The organism is Microbacterium trichothecenolyticum, from assembly GCF_000956465.1.
Lineage (GTDB): Bacteria > Actinomycetota > Actinomycetes > Actinomycetales > Microbacteriaceae > Microbacterium > Microbacterium trichothecenolyticum.
The window spans coordinates 237,985-257,027 of the sequence record NZ_JYJA01000039.1 but is presented as its reverse complement, the minus strand read 5'-3'; the positions used below and the strand labels follow the sequence as shown (position 1 = coordinate 257,027).

Genomic DNA, 19,043 nt, shown 5'->3' with positions numbered 1-19,043 from the left:
GACCGGTCTAGCGGTAGCGGTAGACGATTCGCCCGCGGGTGAGGTCGTAGGGCGACAGCTCCACGACGACACGGTCCTCGGGGATGATGCGGATGTAGTTCTGCCGCATCTTGCCGGAGATCGTCGCGAGGACCTTGTGGCCGTTGCTGAGCTCAACGCGGAACATCGCGTTGGGCAGCGCCTCGGACACGACGCCCTCGATCTCGATGACACCGTCTTTCTTCGCCATACGCTCGCTAACACTTGTGCAGACCGGTCGATCTGCGGTGGATGGGATCGGTGCAACGACACGCCAATAAAGGCGCAACGCACCAAAGATCAAGCATACGTGATAGTGGATGCCGCGGCAAATGGCCGCGGTGCGGTCACGGCTCGCACTCAGGATCGCCGGCGACGCACCACGGTGATGAGCACGACCACGGCTCCTCCGATGAGCAGCCCCCCGCCCATCGCGATCGCCCGCCCCACGTCGACCACGGAGCCGTGGCCGCGGCGCCCAGTTCCTGCTGCAGCGCCCCGTTGTTGAGCCTGTAGCGAGAGCCGTCCGTCTCGTAGTCGGGCGTGGTGATCCCGCCGACGTCGACGTTGCCGCCGAGGAGCTCGTCCGAGGCGTCCCTGGCGTTGGCGCCGACATCGAGCACGGTGCCGGCTCCGACCGACAGATCGCCTCCGACCGCGAGCATCACTTCGCCCGGCGTCGGAACCACACCCGACCCGACGCCGACCCAGCCGACGTTGAAGGTGCCACCCGGTGACTTGGTGAAGTCGGCGTCCCCCTGGACGATCACGAGGCCTTCGACACCGGGCGCCGCGATCAGAGCGGCGCGCAACAACGACCTCCGCCTGGTTCCGCTCATCCCACCCGCCTTCCTAGCCGAAGCGTAGTGGCGGGGGTGGCGCGCCGGAAGCGTCGGCAGAGACGACAGCGGAGCACCGGATGCCGCCGGCCGCGGCATCCGGTACCCCGTCGCCTATTCGAACAGCGTCGCGAGCGAACCCGCGGGCGGAAGCGACGAGTTCGCGATGACCTGTCCGTTGACGGTGATGGTCGGGGTGCCGATGCCCGAAGAGCCCGGCTGGATCGGGGTCTCGGCGGTCATGGCCGTGACGTAGCCGGCGTAGGTGCCGTCGTTGACGCAGGCGTCGATCCCCGTGACGCCGACGCCCGACGCGATGTCGAGGATCTCGCTGTTCGTGAGGCCCTTCGAGCCCTCGGAGGGCTGGTTCTCGAACATCGCCTGCAGGAAGGGCAGCGACGCGTCGGCGTCGGCGACGGCGACGCAGTAGGCGGCATTCGCGGCGCGCGTCGAGTACTGGGTGCCGCTCGACTGGACGTCGAGGATCGAGATCGGGTGGATCTCGAGCGTGATGCTGCCGTCGTCGACCATGCTCTGGATCTCGGCGCCGTAGACCTGCTCGAACTGGTTGCAGACGGGGCACATGAAGTCGACGTAGGTGCCGAGGGTGTCCTCGCCGGTGCCGACGGTGATCGCGCCGGTCTCGCTGTCGATGTTCGACGCGGACGGCGTGGTCACCTCGGTCGGCAGTGGCTTGGGCGTGGCCGCGTTGTTCAAGGTGACCACGAGCACGGTGACGAGGACGAGCGCCACCACGACGCCCAGGGTCACCCAGATCGCGAACCAGTTGGTCTTGCGTGCCGTCTGCGCCATGTGGAGCCTCCTAGGCGATCTCGCGCGGGGTCACGCCGAAGGGCGCAAGGCCCGCGGCGCCGCCGTCGGGTGCGGTGAGCACCCAGATTCCGTCTTCGTGAACGGCGACGCTGTGCTCCCAGTGGGAGCCGGCGGTGCCGTCGATCGTGGAGACCGTCCATCCGTCGTCCTCGACGAACGTGGCCTGGTCGCCGATCACGACCATGGGCTCGATGGCGAGCACCAGTCCAGGCCGCACCTCGGGGCCCGGATCGGCGACGCGGTAGTTGAACACCGAGGGCGACTCGTGCATCTTGCGGCCGATGCCGTGCCCGACGTACTCGCGCAGGATGCCGTACGTGCCGGAGTCCGGTGAGTTCGCCTCGATGTGCTCCTGGATCGCAGTGCCGACCTCGCCGATGTGCTTCGCGGTCGCGAGCGCGGCGATTCCCGCCCACAGCGACCCCTCGGTCACGTCCGAGAGGCGCTGCCGCGCAGCGACCACCTCGGGTCGACTGTCGTCCGGGAGGACGAACGTGAACGCGGAGTCCCCGTTCCAGCCCTTGTACTCCGCTCCGGCGTCGATCGAGAGGATGTCGCCGGGCGCGAGCACCCGGTCGCCGGGGATGCCGTGAACGACCTCTTCGTTGACTGAGGCGCAGATGGTGTGGCGGTACCCGCGCACCATCTGGAAGTTGGACTTCGCGCCTCGGCCGGTGATGAGAGCGGATGCCGCGGCATCCAGCTCCGCCGTCGTCACGCCCGGAGCGATCAGGCTGCGGGCCGCGTCGAGCGCCGCGGCCGTGATGAGCCCGGGCTCCACCATCGCCCGCAGCTGGGCGGGCGACTTGTAGATCGAACGGCGAAGCGACACGGGATCAGGCGACGGGGACGCGGACGAGCCCGCGCGCCTCGAGGGCGGACACGATCCGCTCGGTGATCTCGTCGAGAGTGCCCATGCCATCGATGTGCACCACGAGGTCGCGCGCCTCGTACACGCCGAGGATCGGAGCGGTCTCACGCTCGTAGATCGACAGGCGGTTCGCGATCACCTCTTCGGTGTCGTCTGTGCGGCCCTGCTCCTGTGCGCGCAGCGCGATGCGCGAGATGCTCTCGTCGCGCGGGACGTCGAGCAGGATCACGGCGTCGAGCTCCTCGTCGCGTCCTTCGAGGAATTCGTCGAGGTGCATGACCTGTGCGACGTTGCGAGGGTAGCCGTCGAGCAGGAACCCGCCCTCGGCGTCCGCTTGCGACAGGCGCTCGCGCACCACGGCGCTGGTCAGCTCGTCGGGGACCAGGTCTCCCGCTTCGATGATGGCCTTGACCTGGCTGCCGAGGTCCGAGCCGTCCGCGACGGCGGCGCGGAACACGTCGCCCGTCGAGATGGCCGGGACGCCGAAGGCCTCGGCGATGCGGATGCCCTGCGTGCCCTTGCCCGACCCCTGCGGGCCGACGATAAGAAGTCGCGTCATCGGAGGAGCCCTTCGTAGTGGCGCTGCTGCAGCTGTGCGTCGATCTGCTTCACCGTCTCGAGACCCACACCGACGATGATGAGGATCGAGGCGCCGCCGAACGGGAAGTTCTGGTTGGCGCCGACCGTCGCGAGGGCGATGAGCGGCAGGAGCGCGATCAGACCGAGGTAGATCGAGCCCGGGAGCGTGATGCGCGTGAGCACGTAGTCCAGGTACTCCGCCGTGGGGCGACCGGCACGGATGCCGGGGATGAAGCCGCCGTACTTCTTCATGTTGTCGGCGACCTCGACCGGGTTGAACGTGATCGCGACGTAGAAGTACGTGAAGCCGACGATGAGGAGGAAGTACAGCGCCATGTACAGCGGGTGGTCGCCGCGCACGAGGTACAGCTGGATCCATGCGACCCAGGCCGGAACCTCTTCGCCCGCCTGCGGCTGGTTGAACTGCGCGATGAGCGCCGGGATGTACAGGAGCGACGAGGCGAAGATCACGGGCACGACGCCGGCCATGTTGACCTTGATCGGGATGTACGTGTTCGTGCCGCCGTAGGTGCGCCGGCCGACCATGCGCTTGGCGTACTGCACGGGGATGCGGCGCTGGGACTGCTCGACGAAGACGACGAGCGCGACGACGACGATGCCGACGGCCAGGACGAGCAGGAAGACCTCGAAGCCCTTGGACTGCCAGATCGCCCACATCGAGGCGGGGAACGCGGCGGCGATCGAGGTGAAGATCAGCAGCGACATGCCGTTGCCGATGCCGCGCTCGGTGACGAGTTCGGCGAACCACATGATGAGGCCGGTGCCGGCGGTCATCGTGATGATCATGAGCAGCTGAGCCCACCACACGTCGTTCGTGAGGAGGTTCTCGCACTCGGGAACACCGGTGGTCCCGAAGAGCTGGCCGCTGCGCGCGACGGTGACGAGCGTCGTCGACTGCAGGAGCGCGAGCGCGATCGTGAGGTAGCGCGTGTACTGCGTGAGCTTGGCCTGGCCCGCCTGGCCCTCCTTGTAGAGGGTTTCGAAGTGCGGGATGACGACGCGCAGCAGCTGCACGATGATCGTCGCCGTGATGTACGGCATGACGCCGAGGGCGAAGATCGACAGCTGCAGGAGGGCGCCGCCGGAGAAGAGGTTCACCAGCGAGAGGAGGCCCTCGGTGCCGGCGGACTGCCGCAGACACGACTGCACGTTCGGGAAGTCGACGAAGGGCGCAGGAACGTGCGCGCCGAAGCGGTACAGGGCGATGATCGCCAGGGTGAATGCGATCTTCCGCCGAAGGTCGGGGGTGCGGAAGATCCGCGCGATGGCGCTGAACAAGAGGATTCCTCCAGAGGGGGCATCGGCACGGCAGACGTACCGACGTCCAGGGTAACCCAGTGGGGGCCGGAGCAAGCTCCGACCCCCACTGTGTGCGTATTACTTGACGGCGCCGCCCGCGGCGACGATCTTCTGCTCGGCGGAAGCCGAGACCTTGTCGACCGACACGTTGAGCTTCACCGAGATGTCGCCGGTGCCCAGCACCTTGACCTTCTCGTTCTTGCGCACTGCACCCTTGGCGACCAGGTCGCCGATGGTGACGTCGCCACCAGCCGGGTACAGCTCCGCGAGCTTGTCCAGGTTCACGACCTGGTACTCGACGCGGAACGGGTTCTTGAAGCCGCGGAGCTTCGGGGTGCGCATGTGCAGCGGCATCTGCCCACCCTCGAAGCCGACCTTGACCTGGTAGCGGGCCTTCGTACCCTTGGTACCGCGACCCGCCGTCTTGCCCTTGGAGCCCTCACCGCGACCCACGCGGGTCTTGGCGGTGTTCGAGCCCGGGACCGGACGCAGGTGGTGCACCTTCAGCACGCCCGGGCGCGAGGCCGGGACGTCCTTCTTGGCGGCGGCCTTCTTGGCGGGCGCCTTCTCAGCCTTGTCGGCCTTGGCGGCGGCAGCCTTCGCGGGGGCCTTCTTCTCGGCGGCAGCCTTGGGAGCAGCAGCCTTCTTCGGGGCCTTCTCGGCCTCGACGGCGTCGTTCTTCTCAGCCATCAGTCGATCTCCTCAACCTTCACGAGGTGCGCGACGGTCCGGACGTAGCCGCGCGTCTGCGCGTCGTCGGGGCGGACGACCGAGTCGCCGATCCGCTTCAGACCGAGCGAACGCAGCGTGTCACGCTGGTTCTGCTTCTCGCTTACCTTGGACTTGACCTGCGTAACCTTCAGGCGCGCAGCCATCAGACACCTGCCTTCGCAGCGGCCGCGGCCTCAGCCTCGGCACGGACGAGACGGGCGGGGGCGACCTGGTCGAAGTCGAGACCGCGACGCGCGGCGACCGCACGGGGCTCCTCGAGCTGCTTCAGGGCCTCCACCGTCGCGTGGACGATGTTGATCGTGTTCGACGAGCCGAGCGACTTCGACAGCACGTCGTGGATACCGGCGCACTCGAGGACGGCACGCACCGGGCCACCGGCGATGACACCGGTACCGGCGGCGGCGGGGCGCAGCAGCACCACACCGGCCGCGGCCTCACCCTGCACCGGGTGCGGGATGGTCGAGCCGACGCGCGGCACGCGGAAGAAGTTGCGCTTGGCCTCTTCGACACCCTTCGAGATCGCCAGGGGCACCTCGCGGGCCTTGCCGTAGCCGACGCCCACCACACCGTTGCCGTCGCCGACGACGACGAGCGCGGTGAAGCTGAAGCGACGACCACCCTTGACGACCTTCGACACGCGGTTGATGGTGACGACGCGCTCGAGGAACTGGCTCTCGTTGCGGTCGCGACCACCGCGGTCACCGCGGGTCTGGTTGCGCTCGCGACCACCGCGGCGCGGCTCGCGCTCGCGCTCGGCGGGCGCATCAGCAGCCGGGGCCTGGGCCTCGGCAGCAGCCTGCTCGGTCACGATGTTCTCCTTGTTGTCACTCACAGGTTCAGACCTCCCTCACGGGCGCCGTCGGCGATCGCCGCGACACGGCCGGCGTAGCGGTTGCCGCCACGGTCGAACACGACGTCCGAGACGCCGGCGGCCTTCGCACGCTCGGCGAGAAGCTCGCCGACCTTGCGGGCCTTGGCGGTCTTGTCAGCGTCGGACGCACGCAGGTCGGTCTCGAGGGTCGAGGCAGAGGCCACGGTGTGGCCCTTGCTGTCGTCGACGAGCTGCACGAACACGTGACGCGACGAACGCGTGACGACCAGGCGGGGACGCTCGGTGGTGCCGACGACCTTCTTGCGAAGGCGGGCGTGACGACGCGCGCGCGCGTCGGACTTCGACTTCACAGCCATGGTTACTTACCAGCCTTTCCGGCCTTGCGCCGAACGACCTCGCCGGCGTAGCGCACACCCTTGCCCTTGTACGGCTCGGGCTTGCGGATCTTGCGGATGTTGGCCGCGGCCTCGCCGACGGCCTGCTTGTCGATGCCCGCGACCGTGAGCTTGTTGTTGCCCTCGACGGTCAGGGTGATGCCCTCGGGCGCCTCGACGAGGACGGGGTGCGAGAAGCCGAGAGCGAACTCGACCGCCGTGCCCTTCTGCGCGACGCGGTAACCCGTGCCGACGACCTCGAGACCCTTGGTGTAGCCCTGGGTGACACCGATGATGTTGTTGTTGATGAGCGTGCGGGTCAGGCCGTGCAGCGAACGCGAGGCGCGCTCGTCGTCGGGACGGGTCACGACGACCTGGCTGTCCTCGACCTTGACTTCGATGGGACGGGCCACGGTGAGCAGGAGCTCGCCCTTCGGGCCCTTGACGGCGACATCCTGGCCATCGACCGAAACGGTCACGCCGGCGGGGATGTCGATCGGAAGACGACCGATTCTCGACATGTCAGATCACCACACGTAGGCGAGGACTTCCCCACCCACGCCCTTCTGCTCTGCCTGACGGTCCGTGAGGAGACCGGAGGAGGTGGACAGGATCGCGACGCCGAGGCCGCCGAGGACGCGGGGGATCTCGGTGGACTTCGCGTACACGCGGAGGCCGGGCTTCGAGACGCGCTTGATGCCGGCGATCGACCGCTCGCGGTTCGGGCCGTACTTGAGCGTCAGGGTGAGGGTCGAGCCGACGCGGGCGTCGCTGACCTCCCACGCGGAGATGTAGCCCTCCTGCTTGAGGATCTCGGCGATGTGGGTCTTGAGCTTGGAGCTCGGCAGCGACACGGAGTCGTGGTGCGCCGAGTTCGCGTTGCGCAGACGGGTCAGCATGTCTGCGACCGGGTCTGTCATTGTCATTTCTTGATTCCTTTGTTCACGAGGTATCGGCTGCCGTTACACGGCAGACGACCTTCCATGATTGCCATGTTCAGTTGTGCCAGTTTTCAATTGCTGGTTCTGGGGATGCCTCGACCCGCGCGCATGCGCCCGGGTCGAGGCATCCGATTCAGGAATTACGCCTGCGCGTCGTCCGACTTGAACGGGAAGCCCAGGGCGCGCAGGAGTGCGCGGCCCTCGGCGTCCGTCTTCGCCGTCGTCACGATGGTGATGTCGAAGCCGCGGACGCGGTCGATCTTGTCCTGGTTGATCTCGTGGAACACGGACTGCTCCTGGAGACCGAAGGTGTAGTTGCCGTGACCGTCGAACTGGGCGCCCGAGAGGCCGCGGAAGTCGCGGATGCGGGGCAGCGCCAGGTTGACGAGACGGTCGATGAACTCCCACGCGCGGTCGCCACGGAGGGTGACGTGCGCGCCGATGGCCTGGCCCTCACGCAGCTTGAACTGCGCGATGGACTTGCGGGCCTTGGTCACGACCGGCTTCTGACCGGTGATCTTGGTGAGGTCGTCGACCGCACCATCGATCACCTTGCTGTCGCGAGCGGCCTCGCCGACACCGGTGTTCACGACGACCTTGACCAGGCCCGGGATCTGCATGACGTTCTCGTAGCCGAACTCGTCCTGCAGCGCCTTCTTGATCTCGGCGTTGTACTTCTGCTTCAGGCGGGGCTGGATCTTGCCAGCCTCCACGGCAGTGGTGGTGCTCATGTTCAGAGGTCCTTGCCTGACTTCTTCGCGTAACGCACGCGGACGGTGCGCTTCACGCCGTCCTTGGTCTGCTCCTCGACACGGTGGCCGACGCGGGTCGGCTTCTTGGTCGAGGGGTCGACGACCTGGACGTTGGAGATGTGGATGGGGGCTTCCATCGTCTCGATGCCGCCCGTCTTGGTGCCGCGCTGCGACTGACCGACACGGTTGTGCTTCGTGACGTAGTTCACGCCCTCGACGATGACGCGGTTCTGCTCGGACAGGACCTCGAGGACCTTGCCCTGCTTGCCGCGGTCGCCGCCCTTGTCCTGCTTCTTGCCCGTGATGACCTGAACCAGGTCACCCTTCTTGATCTTGGCCATGGGGTCAGATCACCTCCGGTGCGAGCGAGACGATCTTCATGAACTTCTTGTCGCGAAGCTCACGACCGACCGGTCCGAAGATGCGGGTGCCGCGGGGCTCCCCGTCGTTCTTCAGGATGACGGCGGCGTTCTCGTCGAACTTGATGTACGAACCGTCGGCGCGACGGGTCTGCTTGACGGTGCGGACGACGACGGCCTTGACCACGTCGCCCTTCTTGACGTTGCCGCCCGGGATCGCGTCCTTGACGGTGGCCACGATGATGTCACCGAGACCCGCGTAACGGCGGTTCGAGCCACCGAGAACGCGGATGGTGAGCAGCTCCTTGGCGCCCGTGTTGTCGGCGACCTTGAGGCGGGACTCGTTCTGAATCACTTGGCCTTCTCCAGGATCTCGACCAGACGCCAGCGCTTGGTGGCGCTCAGCGGGCGGGTCTCGTTGATGAGGACGAGGTCGCCGATGCCGGCGGAGTTGGTCTCGTCGTGCGCCTTCACCTTGGAGGTGCGGCGGATGACCTTGCCGTAGAGCGGGTGCTTCACGCGGTCCTCGACCTCGACGACGATGGTCTTGTCCATCTTGTCGCTGACGACGTAGCCACGGCGGGCCTTGCGGTAACCGCGGGCGTCGACGTCGCGCACATCGTGCTCGCTCGACTCGTGGCCCTTGGTCTCGACCGCGTCAGCGGCCTTCTTCGTGTCAGCCATCACTCGGCCTCTTCCTTCGCGGCCTCGTCAGCGGCATCCGCCTTCTTGGCCTTCGTCTTCTTCGCCTTCGTCGCGGTCTCCAGCGGCGCGGGCGTGGCACGGATGCCGAGCTCGCGCTCACGGATCACGGTGTAGAGCCGCGCGATGTCGCGCTTGACCGCACGGATGCGGCCGTGGCTCTCGAGCTGGCCGGTCGCCGACTGGAAGCGCAGGTTGAACAGCTCTTCCTTGGCCTTGCGCAGCTCCTCGACGAGGCGCTGGTCTTCGAACGTGTCGAGCTCGCTCGGGGCGAGCGTCTTGGTGCCGATCGCCATTACGCGTCGCCCTCCTCGCGCTTGATGATGCGTGCCTTGAGAGGCAGCTTGTGGATGGCACGGGTCAGGGCCTCACGAGCGAGTTCCTCGTTGACGCCGGCGACCTCGAAGAGGACGCGACCCGGCTTGACGTTTGCGACCCACCACTCGGGCGAACCCTTACCGGAACCCATGCGGGTCTCGGCCGGCTTCTTCGTGAGCGGACGGTCGGGGTAGATGTTGATCCACACCTTGCCGCCACGCTTGATGTGACGGGTCATCGCGATACGAGCGGACTCGATCTGACGGTTCGTCACGTAAGCGGGCGTGAGGGCCTGGATGCCGAACTCACCGAACGACACCTTCGTGCCACCGGTGGCCTGGCCCGAACGGCCGGGGTGGTGCTGCTTGCGGTACTTGACCTTGCGGGGGATGAGCATTACGCCGACGCTCCTTCTGCCACGGGGGCCTCGTTGCGGCGGTCGCCGCCACGCTCGCCGCGGTCGCCACGCGGGCCGCCACGACGGTCGTCACGACGACGGTCCGACTTCGGCGCGTTGGCCTGCTCGCGAGCGAGCTCCTTGTTGGTGAGGTCGCCCTTGTAGATCCAGACCTTCACGCCGATGCGGCCGAAGGTGGTCTTCGCCTCGTAGAAGCCGTAGTCGATGTTCGCGCGCAGCGTGTGCAGCGGCACACGACCCTCGCGGTAGAACTCCGAGCGGCTCATCTCGGCGCCGCCGAGGCGGCCGGAGACCTGGATGCGGACGCCCTTGGCGCCGGCGCGCTGAGCACCCTGCAGACCCTTGCGCATCGCGCGGCGGAACGCCACGCGAGCGGTGAGCTGCTCGGCGATGCCCTGCGCGACGAGCTGCGCATCGGCCTCGGGGTTCTTGACCTCGAGGATGTTCAGCTGGATCTGCTTGCCGGTGAGCTTCTCGAGGTCGGCGCGGATGCGCTCGGCCTCGGCGCCGCGGCGACCGATCACGATGCCCGGACGGGCCGTGTGGATGTCGACGCGAACGCGGTCACGGGTGCGCTCGATCTCGATGTTGCTCACGCCGGCCCGGTCGAGCTGGGTCTGCAGGAGCTTGCGGATGCGGATGTCCTCGGCGACGTAGTCGGCGTAACGCTGGCCGGGCTTCGTCGAGTCCGAGAACCAACGCGACACGTGGTCGGTCGTGATGCCGAGGCGGAAGCCGTAGGGGTGGACCTTCTGTCCCATTACTTGCTCGCCTTCTTGCTCTTGGCAGCCGGCGCCGTCTCCGCGACCTCGGGGGTCGAGAGCACGACGGTGATGTGGCTGGTGCGCTTCTTGATCTGGAAGGCACGACCCTGCGCGCGGGGCTGGAAACGCTTGAGCGTCGTGCCCTCGTCGACGTACGCGTTCTTCACGTACAGGTCCTGCTCGTCCAGGTACTCGCCGTCCTTGTCCGCCTTGACGCGAGCGTTCGCGATCGCGGCGGCGACGAGCTTGTAGATCGGCTCGCTCGCACCCTGCGGTGCGAACTTGAGGATGGCCAGGGCCTCCTCAGCCTGCTTGCCCTTGATGAGCGCAACGACACGACGAGCCTTCTGAGGGGTCACGCGGATGTGTCGCACGCGTGCGATGGACTCCACCATTTCTCTCTCCTCTGCCCCCGCGTCAGCGGCGGCGGCCCTTCTTGTCGTCCTTCACGTGGCCGCGGAAGGTGCGGGTGGGCGCGAACTCGCCCAGCTTGTGGCCGACCATGGTCTCGGACACGAACACGGGGATGTGCTTGCGTCCGTCGTGCACGGCGATGGTGTGACCCAGCATGGCCGGGATGATCATCGAACGGCGCGACCAGGTCTTGATGACGTTCTTGGTGCCGGCTTCGTTCTGGACGACGACCTTGCGAAGCAGGTGCTCGTCGACGAAGGGGCCCTTCTTAAGGCTGCGAGGCATCTTCCTCTACTCCTACTTCCGCTTCTTGCCGGCGTTGCGACGACGGACGATGTACTTGTCGCTTTCCTTGTTCGCGTGACGGGTGCGGCCCTCGGCCTGACCCCACGGCGAAACCGGGTGACGACCACCGGAGGTCTTACCCTCACCACCACCGTGCGGGTGGTCGACCGGGTTCATGGCGACACCGCGGACGGTCGGGCGGATGCCCTTCCAGCGGTTGCGGCCGGCCTTGCCCCAGTTGATGTTCGACTGCTCGGCGTTGCCCACCTCGCCGACGGTCGCGCGGCAGCGCGCGTCGACGTTGCGGATCTCGCCCGAGGGCAGACGCAGCTGGGCGTAGGGGCCGTCCTTCGCCACGAGGCGAACCGACGCACCGGCCGAGCGGGCCAGCTTCGCGCCGCCGCCGGGGCGGAGCTCGATCGCGTGGATCACGGTACCGGTGGGGATGTTCTTCAGCGGCAGGTTGTTGCCCGGCTTGATGTCGGCCGAGGGACCCGACTCGACGATGTCGCCCTGCGACAGCTTGTTCGGCGCGATGATGTAGCGCTTCTCGCCGTCGAAGTAGTGCAGGAGCGCGATGCGCGCGGTGCGGTTGGGGTCGTACTCGATGTGAGCGACCTTGGCGTTGATGCCGTCCTTGTCGTTACGACGGAAGTCGATGACGCGGTACTGACGCTTGTGGCCACCACCGATGTGACGCGTGGTGATGCGGCCCTGGTTGTTGCGGCCACCGGTCTTGCTGAGCGGGCGGAGGAGCGACTTCTCGGGCGTCGATCGGGTGATCTCGGCGAAGTCGGCCACCGACGAGCCGCGGCGACCCGGGGTCGTGGGCTTGTACTTGCGAATAGCCATATCTCTAGTCCTCTATCCCGACCGTCAGCCGACTGCCGTGAAGATGTCGATGGTGCCCGACTTCAGGGTCACGATGGCGCGCTTGGTGTCCTTGCGCTTGCCCGTGCCGAAGCGGGTGCGACGGGCCTTGCCCGTGCGGTTGAGCGTGTTGACCGCTGCGACCTTGACGCCGAAGATCTTCTCGATGGCGAGCTTGATCTCGGTCTTCGAGGCGCGGGGGTCGACGAGGAAGGTGTACTTGCCCTCGTCGATGAGCCCGTAGCTCTTCTCCGAAACGACCGGCTTCAGGATGATGTCGCGCGGGTCCTTGTTGACGGCGGTCATGCCGAGGCCTCCTCGGTGACGGCGCTCTTCGACGCGACGAACGCGTCGTAAGCGGCCTTGGTGAAGACGATGTCGTCCGAGACGAGCACGTCGTAGGCGTTGAGCTGGTCAGCCGGCAGCACGTGGGCGAACGCGATGTTGCGGACGCTGAGGACGCTGATGTCGTCCGAGCGGTCCACGACAACGAGCACGTTCTTGGTGGCGCCGAGACCGGTCAGGACCGCAGCAGCGGCCTTGGTCGACGGAGCACCCTCGATGCCGAACGACTCCACGACGTGGAGGCGCTCACCGCGAGCGCGGTCGCTGAGCGCGCCGAGCAGGGCGGCCGCGATCATCTTCTTGGGGGTGCGCTGCGCGTAGTCACGCGGCTTCGGACCGTGGACGATGCCACCACCGGTCATGTGCGGCGCGCGGATCGAGCCCTGGCGGGCGTTACCCGTGCCCTTCTGCTTGAAGGGCTTGCGGCCGGCGCCCGAGACCTCACCGCGACGCTTGGTCGAGTGGGTGCCCTGGCGAGCCGCCGCGAGCTGCGCGACGACGACCTGGTGGATGAGCGGGATGTTCGTCTTGACGTCGAAGAGATCGGCGGGCAGCTGGACGGAACCAGCCTTCTTGCCGTCTGCCTTCACGACGTCGAGCGCGAGAGTCGAGTCAGCCATGAGATCAGGCACCCTTCACTGCGTTGCGGACGTAGACGATGCGGCCGCGAGCACCGGGGACGGCGCCCTTGACGAGCAGCAGACCCTTCTCGGCGTCGATGGCGTGCACCTTGAGGTTGAGGACGGTCACACGCTCGCCACCCATACGGCCGGCCATGCGCATGCCCTTGAAGACGCGGCTCGGGGTCGACGAGGCGCCGATCGAGCCGGGCTTGCGGTGGTTGCGGTGCGCACCGTGCGAAGCGGAGACGCCCTTGAAGTTGTGACGCTTCATGACACCCGCGGTGCCCTTGCCCTTGCTGGTGCCGACGACGTCGACCAGCTGGCCGGCCTCGAACGTGCCGTCCACCGTGAGCTCCTGACCGAGTGAGTAGTCAGCGGCGTCCGCGGTGCGGATCTCGGTGAGGTGACGGCGCGGGGTGACACCCGCGGCCTCGAAGTGGGCCGTGAGGGGCTGGTTCACCTTGCGGGGGTCGATCTGCCCGTACCCGATCTGCACGGCCTTGTAGCCGTCCTTCTCGGGGGTGCGAACCTGGGTGACCACGTTCGGGGCGATCTCGATGACGGTGACGGGAACGAGCTTGCCGTTCTCATCCCAGACCTGGGTCATGCCGAGCTTCGTGCCCAGCAGGCCCTTGGAAACCTTGTTGTTGATGTCAGCCATGTCGAACCTCAGAGCTTGATCTCGATGTTGACATCGGCCGGGAGGTCGAGACGCATGAGCGAGTCGACAGCCTTGGGCGTCGGATCGATGATGTCGATCAGACGCTTGTGGGTGCGCATCTCGAAGTGCTCGCGGCTGTCCTTGTACTTGTGGGGAGAACGGATCACTGCGATCACGTTCTTCTCCGTCGGAAGGGGCACGGGGCCCACGACCGTCGCGCCCGCACGGGTCACGGTGTCGACGATCTTGCGCGCCGACGAGTCGATGACCTCGTGGTCGTACGACTTCAGGCGAATGCGGATCTTCTGTCCCGCCATTGTCTGCTCACTCTCTTTCTCGCGTCATACCCCTGTGGCATTGGACGCACGTGGCGCAAAGCGCCATGGCACTTCTGCACCGCTTACGCAGTGCGTGCTGCACCGCTGTTCTGCTGTCAATCCGGGTGCCGCACCGAAGCGCCGCGTCCCGGCACCAGTCCTCCCCCGCGCGCGAAGCAGAGCTCCGCCCGAGGTGGAATCGTGATGTGGTGGTTCTGCTGCCCGCGGCCTAGGACCCTGCGCGTTGCGCTGCCTATGCACTGCCCTGGCAGTGATCCGACGCACGCCAAGAGGGGCGTCGGAATGTGGAACCTCACTAGTCTACGTGCAGCCCGGGCGTGTCGCAAACTCGGGCGTGTCGCGACGCGGGTATGCTCGGGCGTTTCTCAGGAGGCGAACGCGAAAGCGGCCCGGGTCTCCCCGGGCCGCTTCTCGATGATCCCGTTACTGGTTGCCGACTGCTCCGTCGACATTCCCGCGGATGTCGTCCACCGTGTCGTGGTGCTCCTCCGGCACGACCTTCTTGGCGAGACCTGAGGCGCCGTCGAGCACCTTGTCGCTGATGTCCTCGGCCTGTTCGGACTTCAGGAACTCGCCGATCTTGTCCTTGTTCTGGTCGTACAGGTCCTTGCCCTGGTTGACGAGGTCGTCGAAACCGCCCATGCTCACTCCTTCGATCGCCCCCCGGCGAGGCGTCACGACCCATATTGTCGGGACGGATGCTGCGACGGTACCCCTGCGGATCTGCCGGCGCCCGAACGCACCCTCAGACGCCCGCGAACGCGGAGAAGCCCCCGGGATCACTCCCGGGGGCTTCTCACTGCGCAGTGCGAAGAACTTACTTGATGATCTTCGTGACCGTGCCGGCGCCGACGGTGCGGCCACCCTCACGGATGGCGTAGCCGAGGCCCTCCTCCATGGCGATCGGCTGGATCAGCTCGACCGTCATGTCGGTGGTGTCGCCGGGCATGACCATCTCGGTGCCCTCGGGCAGCGTGATGACGCCGGTGACGTCGGTGGTGCGGAAGTAGAACTGCGGACGGTAGTTCGTGAAGAACGGGTTGTGACGGCCGCCCTCCTCCTTGGACAGGATGTACGCCGTGCCCTCGAAGTTGGTGTGCGGGGTGACCGAACCGGGCTTCACGACGACCTGGCCGCGCTCGACGTCGTCACGCTTGGTGCCGCGCAGGAGCAGACCACAGTTCTCGCCGGCCCAGGCCTCGTCGAGCTGCTTGTGGAACATCTCGATACCGGTGACGATCGTCTTCTGCGTCGGACGCAGACCCACGATCTCGACCTCGGAGTTGATCGCCAGCGTGCCACGCTCGGCGCGACCCGTGACGACCGTGCCACGGCCGGTGATGGTGAAGACGTCCTCGATGGGCATGAGGAACGGCTTGTCCTTGTCACGCACCGGGTCGGGGATCGACGCGTCGACCGCCTCCATGAGCTCGAGGATCTTCGCGGTCCACTCGGCGTCGCCCTCGAGAGCCTTGAGGCCCGAGACGCGGACGACGGGAGCGTTGTCACCGTCGAAGTCCTGCGACGAGAGGAGCTCGCGGACCTCGAGCTCGACGAGCTCCAGGATCTCCTCGTCGTCGACCATGTCCGACTTGTTCAGCGCGACGAGCAGGTAGGGGACGCCGACCTGCTTGGCGAGCAGCACGTGCTCGCGCGTCTGAGCCATCGGGCCGTCGGTGGCGGCGACCACGAGGATCGCGCCGTCCATCTGAGCGGCACCGGTGATCATGTTCTTGATGTAGTCGGCGTGACCCGGGGCGTCGACGTGCGCGTAGTGACGCTTCGGGGTCTCGTACTCGACGTGCGAGATGTTGATCGTGATACCGCGCTGACGCTCCTCGGGAGCCGAGTCGATCGACGCGAAGTCGCGCTGCACGTTGGTGGCCGACGGGTACGTGTCGGCGAGCACCTTCGAGATGGCGGCGGTGAGCGTGGTCTTGCCGTGGTCGACGTGACCGATCGTTCCGATGTTCACGTGCGGCTTGGTGCGCTCGAACTTGGCCTTAGCCACTGGGTCCTCCTCAGGACGTTCGTGTAGAGGTTCCGGGCGCTGGTGTGCGCCGGTCGTCTACGGGGATATCTCCACCTTAGTAGAGACGGTTCTGGTGATTCTGTGTGAAGTTGTGCCGTCGGGATGCCGCGTCACCGAGGCATCCCGACGGAAAAGGGTTACTCGCCCTTGACCTTCTGGACGATCTCGTCGGCCACGTTGCGAGGAACCTCGGCGTAGCTGTCGAACTCCATCGAGTACACGGCGCGGCCCGAGGTCTTCGAGCGCAGGTCGCCGATGTAGCCGAACATCTCGGACAGCGGGACCAGCGCGCGGACGACCTTGACGCCCTGGGCGTCCTCCATCGACTGGATCTGGCCACGACGCGAGTTCAGGTCGCCGATGACGTCGCCCATGTACTCCTCGGGAGTACGCACCTCGACCGCCATGAGCGGCTCGAGGATGACGGGGTTCGCCTTGCGGACGGCCTCCTTGAAGCCCATGGAGCCGGCGATCTTGAACGCCATCTCGGACGAGTCGACGTCGTGCGACGCGCCGTCCATGAGGATGGCCTTCACGCCCACCATGGGGTAGCCGGCGAGCACGCCGACGTTCATGGCGTCCTGGAAGCCCTGGTTGGTCGGCTCGATGTACTCGCGCGGGATGCGGCCACCGGTGACCTTGTTCTCGAACTCGTACGTCTTGTCGGCCGTGACCTCGAGCGGCTCGAGCGCGAACTGGATCTTCGCGAACTGACCCGAACCACCGGTCTGCTTCTTGTGCGTGTAGTCGTGACGCTCGACGGTCTTCTTGATCGTCTCGCGGTACGCCACCTGGGGCTTTCCGACGTTGGCCTCGACCTTGAACTCGCGCTTCATGCGGTCAACGAGGATGTCGAGGTGCAGCTCGCCCATGCCCTTGATGACCGTCTGGCCGGTCTCGGCGTTCTGCTCGACGCGGAACGTCGGGTCCTCTTCGGCGAGCTTCTGGATCGCGAGACCCAGCTTCTCCTGGTCGGCCTTGGTCTTGGGCTCGATGGCGACCTCGATGACCGGCTCCGGGAACGTCATCGACTCGAGGACGACCTGGTTGGCGCTGTCGGCAAGGGTGTCACCGGTGGTGGTGTCCTTGAGGCCGATGACCGCGTAGATGTGACCGGCGGTGACCGAGTCGACCGGCATCTCCTTGTTGGCGTGCATCTGGAAGATCTTCCCGATGCGCTCCTTCTTGCCCTTGGTCGCGTTGACGACCTGGGCGCCCGAGTCGAGGTGACCCGAGTAGACGCGGATGTAGGTCAGGCGACCGAAGAAGGGGTGCGTGACGATCTTGAACGCGAGCGCCGCGAACGGCTCGTCGCGGTCGGCGTGACGCTCGATGATGACCTCTTCGTCCTTCGGGTCCTTCGCCTCGATGGCGGGGACGTCGAGGGGGGACGGGAGGTAGTCCACGACGGCGTCGAGCATCGGCTGCACGCCGCGGTTCTTGAACGCCGAGCCGCAGAGCACGGGGTAGAGCTCCGAGGCGATGGTGAGCTTGCGGATCGCGGCCTTGATCTCGGCGACCGTGAGCTCCTCGCCGCCGAAGTGCTTCTCGAGAAGCTCCTCGTCGGACTCGGCGACCGTCTCGAGGAGGATCTCGCGGTACTCCGCGGCCTTGTCGGCGAGGTCGGCCGGGATCTCCTGGATCTCGTACTTGGCGCCCATGGTCACGTCGCCCTTGGCGTCGCCGGGCCACACCAGTGCGCGCATCTCGACGAGGTCGATGACGCCCACGAAGTCGCTCTCAGAGCCGATGGGCAGCTGGAGCACGAGCGGCTTGGCCTTCAGACGGTTGACGATGGTGTCGACCGTGAAGTAGAAGTCGGCGCCCAGCTTGTCCATCTTGTTGACGAAGCAGATGCGGGGCACGTCGTACTTGTCGGCCTGACGCCACACGGTCTCGGACTGGGGCTCGACGCCCTCCTTGCCGTCGAAGACGGCGACAGCGCCGTCGAGGACGCGGAGCGACCGCTCGACCTCGACCGTGAAGTCGACGTGGCCGGGGGTGTCGATGATGTTGATCTGGTTCTTGTTCCAGAAGCACGTGACGGCGGCCGACGTGATCGTGATGCCGCGCTCCTGCTCCTGCTCCATCCAGTCGGTGGTGGCAGCGCCGTCGTGCGTCTCGCCGATCTTGTGGTTGACGCCCGTGTAGAACAGGATGCGCTCGGTCGTCGTCGTCTTGCCGGCATCGATGTGCGCCATGATGCCGATGTTGCGGACCTTGTTGAGGTCGGTGAGCACTTCTTGTGCCACGGGGTGTCCTTAGCTGTTGAAGGTGGTTCTGGGCGGGTGGCCCTTCGACGGGCTCAGCGACCGGGCCGCCGGTCGCTGAGCCCGTCGAAGCGGCTTACCAGCGGTAGTGCGCGAAGGCGCGGTTCGACTCGGCCATCTTGTGGGTGTCTTCGCGGCGCTTGACCGCGGCACCGAGGCCGTTCGAGGCGTCCAGGATCTCGTTCTGGAGGCGCTCGGTCATCGTCTTCTCGCGACGACCCTTCGCGTAGCTCACGAGCCAGCGGAGGGCGAGCGTGTTGGCGCGGTGAGGCTTGACCTCGACCGGCACCTGGTAGGTCGAGCCGCCGACGCGGCGCGACTTGACCTCGAGGGTCGGGCGCACGTTGTCGAGCGCCTTCTTGAGCGTGGCGACGGCGTCCTGGCCGTTCTTCGCCTCGACGCCCTTGAGGGCGTTGTACACGATCGACTCGGCGAGCGACTTCTTGCCGTCGACGAGGATCTTGTTAACGAGCTGGCTGACGATCGGTGCGCCGTAGACCGGGTCGTTGACGACGGGGCGCTTCGGGGCGGGTCCCTTACGAGGCATCTTTC

Annotated in this window: 30 protein-coding genes; all 30 read right to left on the bottom strand. The window is 66.6% G+C overall.

The window, feature by feature from the left end; translation table 11 throughout:
- Window positions 1-7 precede the first annotated feature (7 nt).
- Window positions 8-229, bottom strand: coding sequence for a translation initiation factor IF-1 (gene infA / locus RS82_RS16840; protein ID WP_018171468.1), 222 nt, complete (start codon window positions 227-229; stop codon window positions 8-10).
- Between the two features lie 136 nt (window positions 230-365).
- A complete protein-coding gene (locus tag RS82_RS16835) occupies window positions 366-857 on the bottom strand; it encodes a hypothetical protein (protein WP_157005651.1) in 492 nt (163 codons plus the stop codon).
- Window positions 858-971: 114 nt separating this feature from the next.
- On the bottom strand, window positions 972-1,670 hold the full coding sequence (locus RS82_RS16830; RefSeq protein ID WP_045301512.1) for a DsbA family protein: 699 nt from the start codon (window positions 1,668-1,670) through the stop codon (window positions 972-974).
- A 10-nt stretch (window positions 1,671-1,680) separates the two neighbouring features.
- Entirely contained in the window at window positions 1,681-2,523 is an 843-nt protein-coding gene (gene map / locus RS82_RS16825) for a type I methionyl aminopeptidase (protein WP_084695720.1), read from the bottom strand.
- Window positions 2,524-2,527: 4 nt separating this feature from the next.
- Complete coding sequence (locus RS82_RS16820) at window positions 2,528-3,121, bottom strand: adenylate kinase (RefSeq protein WP_045301510.1); 594 nt, start codon at window positions 3,119-3,121, stop codon at window positions 2,528-2,530.
- Window positions 3,118-4,440 carry a preprotein translocase subunit SecY gene (gene secY, locus RS82_RS16815; protein ID WP_045301508.1) on the bottom strand — a complete coding sequence of 441 codons (1,323 nt, stop codon included), beginning with the start codon at window positions 4,438-4,440 and terminating at the stop codon, window positions 3,118-3,120. The genes RS82_RS16820 and secY overlap by 4 nt, the downstream gene beginning before the upstream one ends.
- A 99-nt stretch (window positions 4,441-4,539) precedes the next feature.
- The gene (gene rplO / locus RS82_RS16810) at window positions 4,540-5,151 is read right to left on the bottom strand and encodes a 50S ribosomal protein L15 (protein WP_052676893.1); all 612 of its coding nucleotides are present in this window, start codon (window positions 5,149-5,151) and stop codon (window positions 4,540-4,542) included.
- Window positions 5,151-5,336 (bottom strand): 50S ribosomal protein L30, encoded by a 186-nt coding sequence (gene rpmD, locus RS82_RS16805; protein WP_018171461.1) that lies wholly within the window; start codon window positions 5,334-5,336, stop codon window positions 5,151-5,153. The genes rplO and rpmD overlap by 1 nt, the downstream gene beginning before the upstream one ends.
- Window positions 5,336-6,001, bottom strand: coding sequence for a 30S ribosomal protein S5 (gene rpsE, locus RS82_RS16800; protein WP_045301693.1), 666 nt, complete (start codon window positions 5,999-6,001; stop codon window positions 5,336-5,338). The genes rpmD and rpsE overlap by 1 nt, the downstream gene beginning before the upstream one ends.
- Window positions 6,002-6,021: 20 nt before the next feature.
- Window positions 6,022-6,381: a 50S ribosomal protein L18 gene (rplR, locus tag RS82_RS16795; protein WP_045301506.1), complete on the bottom strand. Its 360-nt coding sequence runs from the start codon at window positions 6,379-6,381 to the stop codon at window positions 6,022-6,024.
- Window positions 6,382-6,383: 2 nt separating this feature from the next.
- On the bottom strand, window positions 6,384-6,920 hold the full coding sequence (gene rplF / locus RS82_RS16790; RefSeq protein WP_045301503.1) for a 50S ribosomal protein L6: 537 nt from the start codon (window positions 6,918-6,920) through the stop codon (window positions 6,384-6,386).
- 6 nt (window positions 6,921-6,926) lie between these two features.
- The gene (gene rpsH / locus RS82_RS16785) at window positions 6,927-7,325 is read right to left on the bottom strand and encodes a 30S ribosomal protein S8 (RefSeq protein ID WP_045301501.1); all 399 of its coding nucleotides are present in this window, start codon (window positions 7,323-7,325) and stop codon (window positions 6,927-6,929) included.
- Window positions 7,326-7,480: 155 nt separating this feature from the next.
- The gene (gene rplE, locus RS82_RS16780) at window positions 7,481-8,071 is read right to left on the bottom strand and encodes a 50S ribosomal protein L5 (protein WP_045301499.1); all 591 of its coding nucleotides are present in this window, start codon (window positions 8,069-8,071) and stop codon (window positions 7,481-7,483) included.
- Window positions 8,072-8,073: 2 nt separating this feature from the next.
- Window positions 8,074-8,433, bottom strand: coding sequence for a 50S ribosomal protein L24 (gene rplX / locus RS82_RS16775; RefSeq protein WP_045301497.1), 360 nt, complete (start codon window positions 8,431-8,433; stop codon window positions 8,074-8,076).
- Window positions 8,434-8,437: 4 nt separating this feature from the next.
- On the bottom strand, window positions 8,438-8,806 hold the full coding sequence (rplN, locus tag RS82_RS16770) for a 50S ribosomal protein L14 (RefSeq protein ID WP_045301495.1): 369 nt from the start codon (window positions 8,804-8,806) through the stop codon (window positions 8,438-8,440).
- The gene (gene rpsQ / locus RS82_RS21970; protein ID WP_052676892.1) at window positions 8,803-9,135 is read right to left on the bottom strand and encodes a 30S ribosomal protein S17; all 333 of its coding nucleotides are present in this window, start codon (window positions 9,133-9,135) and stop codon (window positions 8,803-8,805) included. Before rpsQ ends, rplN begins: the two co-directional genes overlap by 4 nt.
- Window positions 9,135-9,449, bottom strand: a complete 315-nt coding sequence (rpmC, locus tag RS82_RS16760) for a 50S ribosomal protein L29 (RefSeq protein ID WP_045301493.1) — start codon at window positions 9,447-9,449, stop codon at window positions 9,135-9,137. The genes rpsQ and rpmC overlap by 1 nt, the downstream gene beginning before the upstream one ends.
- The gene (rplP, locus tag RS82_RS16755) at window positions 9,449-9,868 is read right to left on the bottom strand and encodes a 50S ribosomal protein L16 (RefSeq protein WP_018171451.1); all 420 of its coding nucleotides are present in this window, start codon (window positions 9,866-9,868) and stop codon (window positions 9,449-9,451) included. The genes rpmC and rplP overlap by 1 nt, the downstream gene beginning before the upstream one ends.
- Complete coding sequence (gene rpsC / locus RS82_RS16750) at window positions 9,868-10,650, bottom strand: 30S ribosomal protein S3 (protein ID WP_045301490.1); 783 nt, start codon at window positions 10,648-10,650, stop codon at window positions 9,868-9,870. The genes rplP and rpsC overlap by 1 nt, the downstream gene beginning before the upstream one ends.
- Window positions 10,650-11,048 (bottom strand): 50S ribosomal protein L22, encoded by a 399-nt coding sequence (gene rplV / locus RS82_RS16745; protein WP_045301488.1) that lies wholly within the window; start codon window positions 11,046-11,048, stop codon window positions 10,650-10,652. Before rplV ends, rpsC begins: the two co-directional genes overlap by 1 nt.
- Window positions 11,049-11,070: 22 nt before the next feature.
- A complete protein-coding gene (rpsS, locus tag RS82_RS16740; protein ID WP_045275479.1) occupies window positions 11,071-11,352 on the bottom strand; it encodes a 30S ribosomal protein S19 in 282 nt (93 codons plus the stop codon).
- A gap of 12 nt (window positions 11,353-11,364) precedes the next feature.
- Window positions 11,365-12,204: a 50S ribosomal protein L2 gene (gene rplB / locus RS82_RS16735; RefSeq protein ID WP_045301487.1), complete on the bottom strand. Its 840-nt coding sequence runs from the start codon at window positions 12,202-12,204 to the stop codon at window positions 11,365-11,367.
- A gap of 24 nt (window positions 12,205-12,228) precedes the next feature.
- Entirely contained in the window at window positions 12,229-12,528 is a 300-nt protein-coding gene (gene rplW, locus RS82_RS16730) for a 50S ribosomal protein L23 (protein WP_045301485.1), read from the bottom strand.
- On the bottom strand, window positions 12,525-13,187 hold the full coding sequence (rplD, locus tag RS82_RS16725) for a 50S ribosomal protein L4 (protein ID WP_045301483.1): 663 nt from the start codon (window positions 13,185-13,187) through the stop codon (window positions 12,525-12,527). Before rplD ends, rplW begins: the two co-directional genes overlap by 4 nt.
- A gap of 4 nt (window positions 13,188-13,191) precedes the next feature.
- Complete coding sequence (gene rplC / locus RS82_RS16720; protein ID WP_045301481.1) at window positions 13,192-13,851, bottom strand: 50S ribosomal protein L3; 660 nt, start codon at window positions 13,849-13,851, stop codon at window positions 13,192-13,194.
- Window positions 13,852-13,859: 8 nt separating this feature from the next.
- Window positions 13,860-14,168 carry a 30S ribosomal protein S10 gene (gene rpsJ / locus RS82_RS16715; protein ID WP_018171443.1) on the bottom strand — a complete coding sequence of 103 codons (309 nt, stop codon included), beginning with the start codon at window positions 14,166-14,168 and terminating at the stop codon, window positions 13,860-13,862.
- 444 nt (window positions 14,169-14,612) lie between these two features.
- A complete protein-coding gene (locus RS82_RS16710) occupies window positions 14,613-14,831 on the bottom strand; it encodes an Rv0909 family putative TA system antitoxin (protein ID WP_045301478.1) in 219 nt (72 codons plus the stop codon).
- 175 nt (window positions 14,832-15,006) lie between these two features.
- Complete coding sequence (gene tuf / locus RS82_RS16705) at window positions 15,007-16,200, bottom strand: elongation factor Tu (protein ID WP_045301476.1); 1,194 nt, start codon at window positions 16,198-16,200, stop codon at window positions 15,007-15,009.
- 158 nt (window positions 16,201-16,358) lie between these two features.
- Window positions 16,359-18,473, bottom strand: coding sequence for an elongation factor G (fusA, locus tag RS82_RS16700; RefSeq protein ID WP_045301474.1), 2,115 nt, complete (start codon window positions 18,471-18,473; stop codon window positions 16,359-16,361).
- 94 nt (window positions 18,474-18,567) lie between these two features.
- Window positions 18,568-19,038 carry a 30S ribosomal protein S7 gene (rpsG, locus tag RS82_RS16695; protein ID WP_042538706.1) on the bottom strand — a complete coding sequence of 157 codons (471 nt, stop codon included), beginning with the start codon at window positions 19,036-19,038 and terminating at the stop codon, window positions 18,568-18,570.
- Between the last annotated feature and the right edge of the window lie 5 nt (window positions 19,039-19,043).

Bases quoted from the DNA above. Each gene is read 5' to 3' on its own strand.
- infA (WP_018171468.1), bottom strand. From the start codon at position 229: ATGGCGAAGAAAGACGGTGTCATCGAGATCGAGGGCGTCGTGTCCGAG.
- RS82_RS16835 (WP_157005651.1), bottom strand. From the start codon at position 857: ATGAGCGGAACCAGGCGGAGGTCGTTGTTGCGCGCCGCTCTGATCGCG.
- RS82_RS16830 (WP_045301512.1), bottom strand. From the start codon at position 1,670: ATGGCGCAGACGGCACGCAAGACCAACTGGTTCGCGATCTGGGTGACC.
- RS82_RS16820 (WP_045301510.1), bottom strand. From the start codon at position 3,121: ATGACGCGACTTCTTATCGTCGGCCCGCAGGGGTCGGGCAAGGGCACG.
- rplO (WP_052676893.1), bottom strand. From the start codon at position 5,151: ATGGCTGAGAAGAACGACGCCGTCGAGGCCGAGAAGGCCCCGAAGAAG.
- rpmD (WP_018171461.1), bottom strand. From the start codon at position 5,336: ATGGCTGCGCGCCTGAAGGTTACGCAGGTCAAGTCCAAGGTAAGCGAG.
- rplR (WP_045301506.1), bottom strand. From the start codon at position 6,381: ATGGCTGTGAAGTCGAAGTCCGACGCGCGCGCGCGTCGTCACGCCCGC.
- rplF (WP_045301503.1), bottom strand. From the start codon at position 6,920: ATGTCGAGAATCGGTCGTCTTCCGATCGACATCCCCGCCGGCGTGACC.
- rpsH (WP_045301501.1), bottom strand. From the start codon at position 7,325: ATGACAATGACAGACCCGGTCGCAGACATGCTGACCCGTCTGCGCAAC.
- rplE (WP_045301499.1), bottom strand. From the start codon at position 8,071: ATGAGCACCACCACTGCCGTGGAGGCTGGCAAGATCCAGCCCCGCCTG.
- rplX (WP_045301497.1), bottom strand. From the start codon at position 8,433: ATGGCCAAGATCAAGAAGGGTGACCTGGTTCAGGTCATCACGGGCAAG.
- rpsQ (WP_052676892.1), bottom strand. From the start codon at position 9,135: ATGGCTGACACGAAGAAGGCCGCTGACGCGGTCGAGACCAAGGGCCAC.
- rpmC (WP_045301493.1), bottom strand. From the start codon at position 9,449: ATGGCGATCGGCACCAAGACGCTCGCCCCGAGCGAGCTCGACACGTTC.
- rplP (WP_018171451.1), bottom strand. From the start codon at position 9,868: ATGCTCATCCCCCGCAAGGTCAAGTACCGCAAGCAGCACCACCCCGGC.
- rpsC (WP_045301490.1), bottom strand. From the start codon at position 10,650: ATGGGACAGAAGGTCCACCCCTACGGCTTCCGCCTCGGCATCACGACC.
- rplV (WP_045301488.1), bottom strand. From the start codon at position 11,048: ATGGTGGAGTCCATCGCACGCGTGCGACACATCCGCGTGACCCCTCAG.
- rpsS (WP_045275479.1), bottom strand. From the start codon at position 11,352: ATGCCTCGCAGCCTTAAGAAGGGCCCCTTCGTCGACGAGCACCTGCTT.
- rplB (WP_045301487.1), bottom strand. From the start codon at position 12,204: ATGGCTATTCGCAAGTACAAGCCCACGACCCCGGGTCGCCGCGGCTCG.
- rplW (WP_045301485.1), bottom strand. From the start codon at position 12,528: ATGACCGCCGTCAACAAGGACCCGCGCGACATCATCCTGAAGCCGGTC.
- rplD (WP_045301483.1), bottom strand. From the start codon at position 13,187: ATGGCTGACTCGACTCTCGCGCTCGACGTCGTGAAGGCAGACGGCAAG.
- rplC (WP_045301481.1), bottom strand. From the start codon at position 13,851: ATGGCTGACATCAACAACAAGGTTTCCAAGGGCCTGCTGGGCACGAAG.
- rpsJ (WP_018171443.1), bottom strand. From the start codon at position 14,168: ATGGCGGGACAGAAGATCCGCATTCGCCTGAAGTCGTACGACCACGAG.
- RS82_RS16710 (WP_045301478.1), bottom strand. From the start codon at position 14,831: ATGGGCGGTTTCGACGACCTCGTCAACCAGGGCAAGGACCTGTACGAC.
- rpsG (WP_042538706.1), bottom strand. From the start codon at position 19,038: ATGCCTCGTAAGGGACCCGCCCCGAAGCGCCCCGTCGTCAACGACCCG.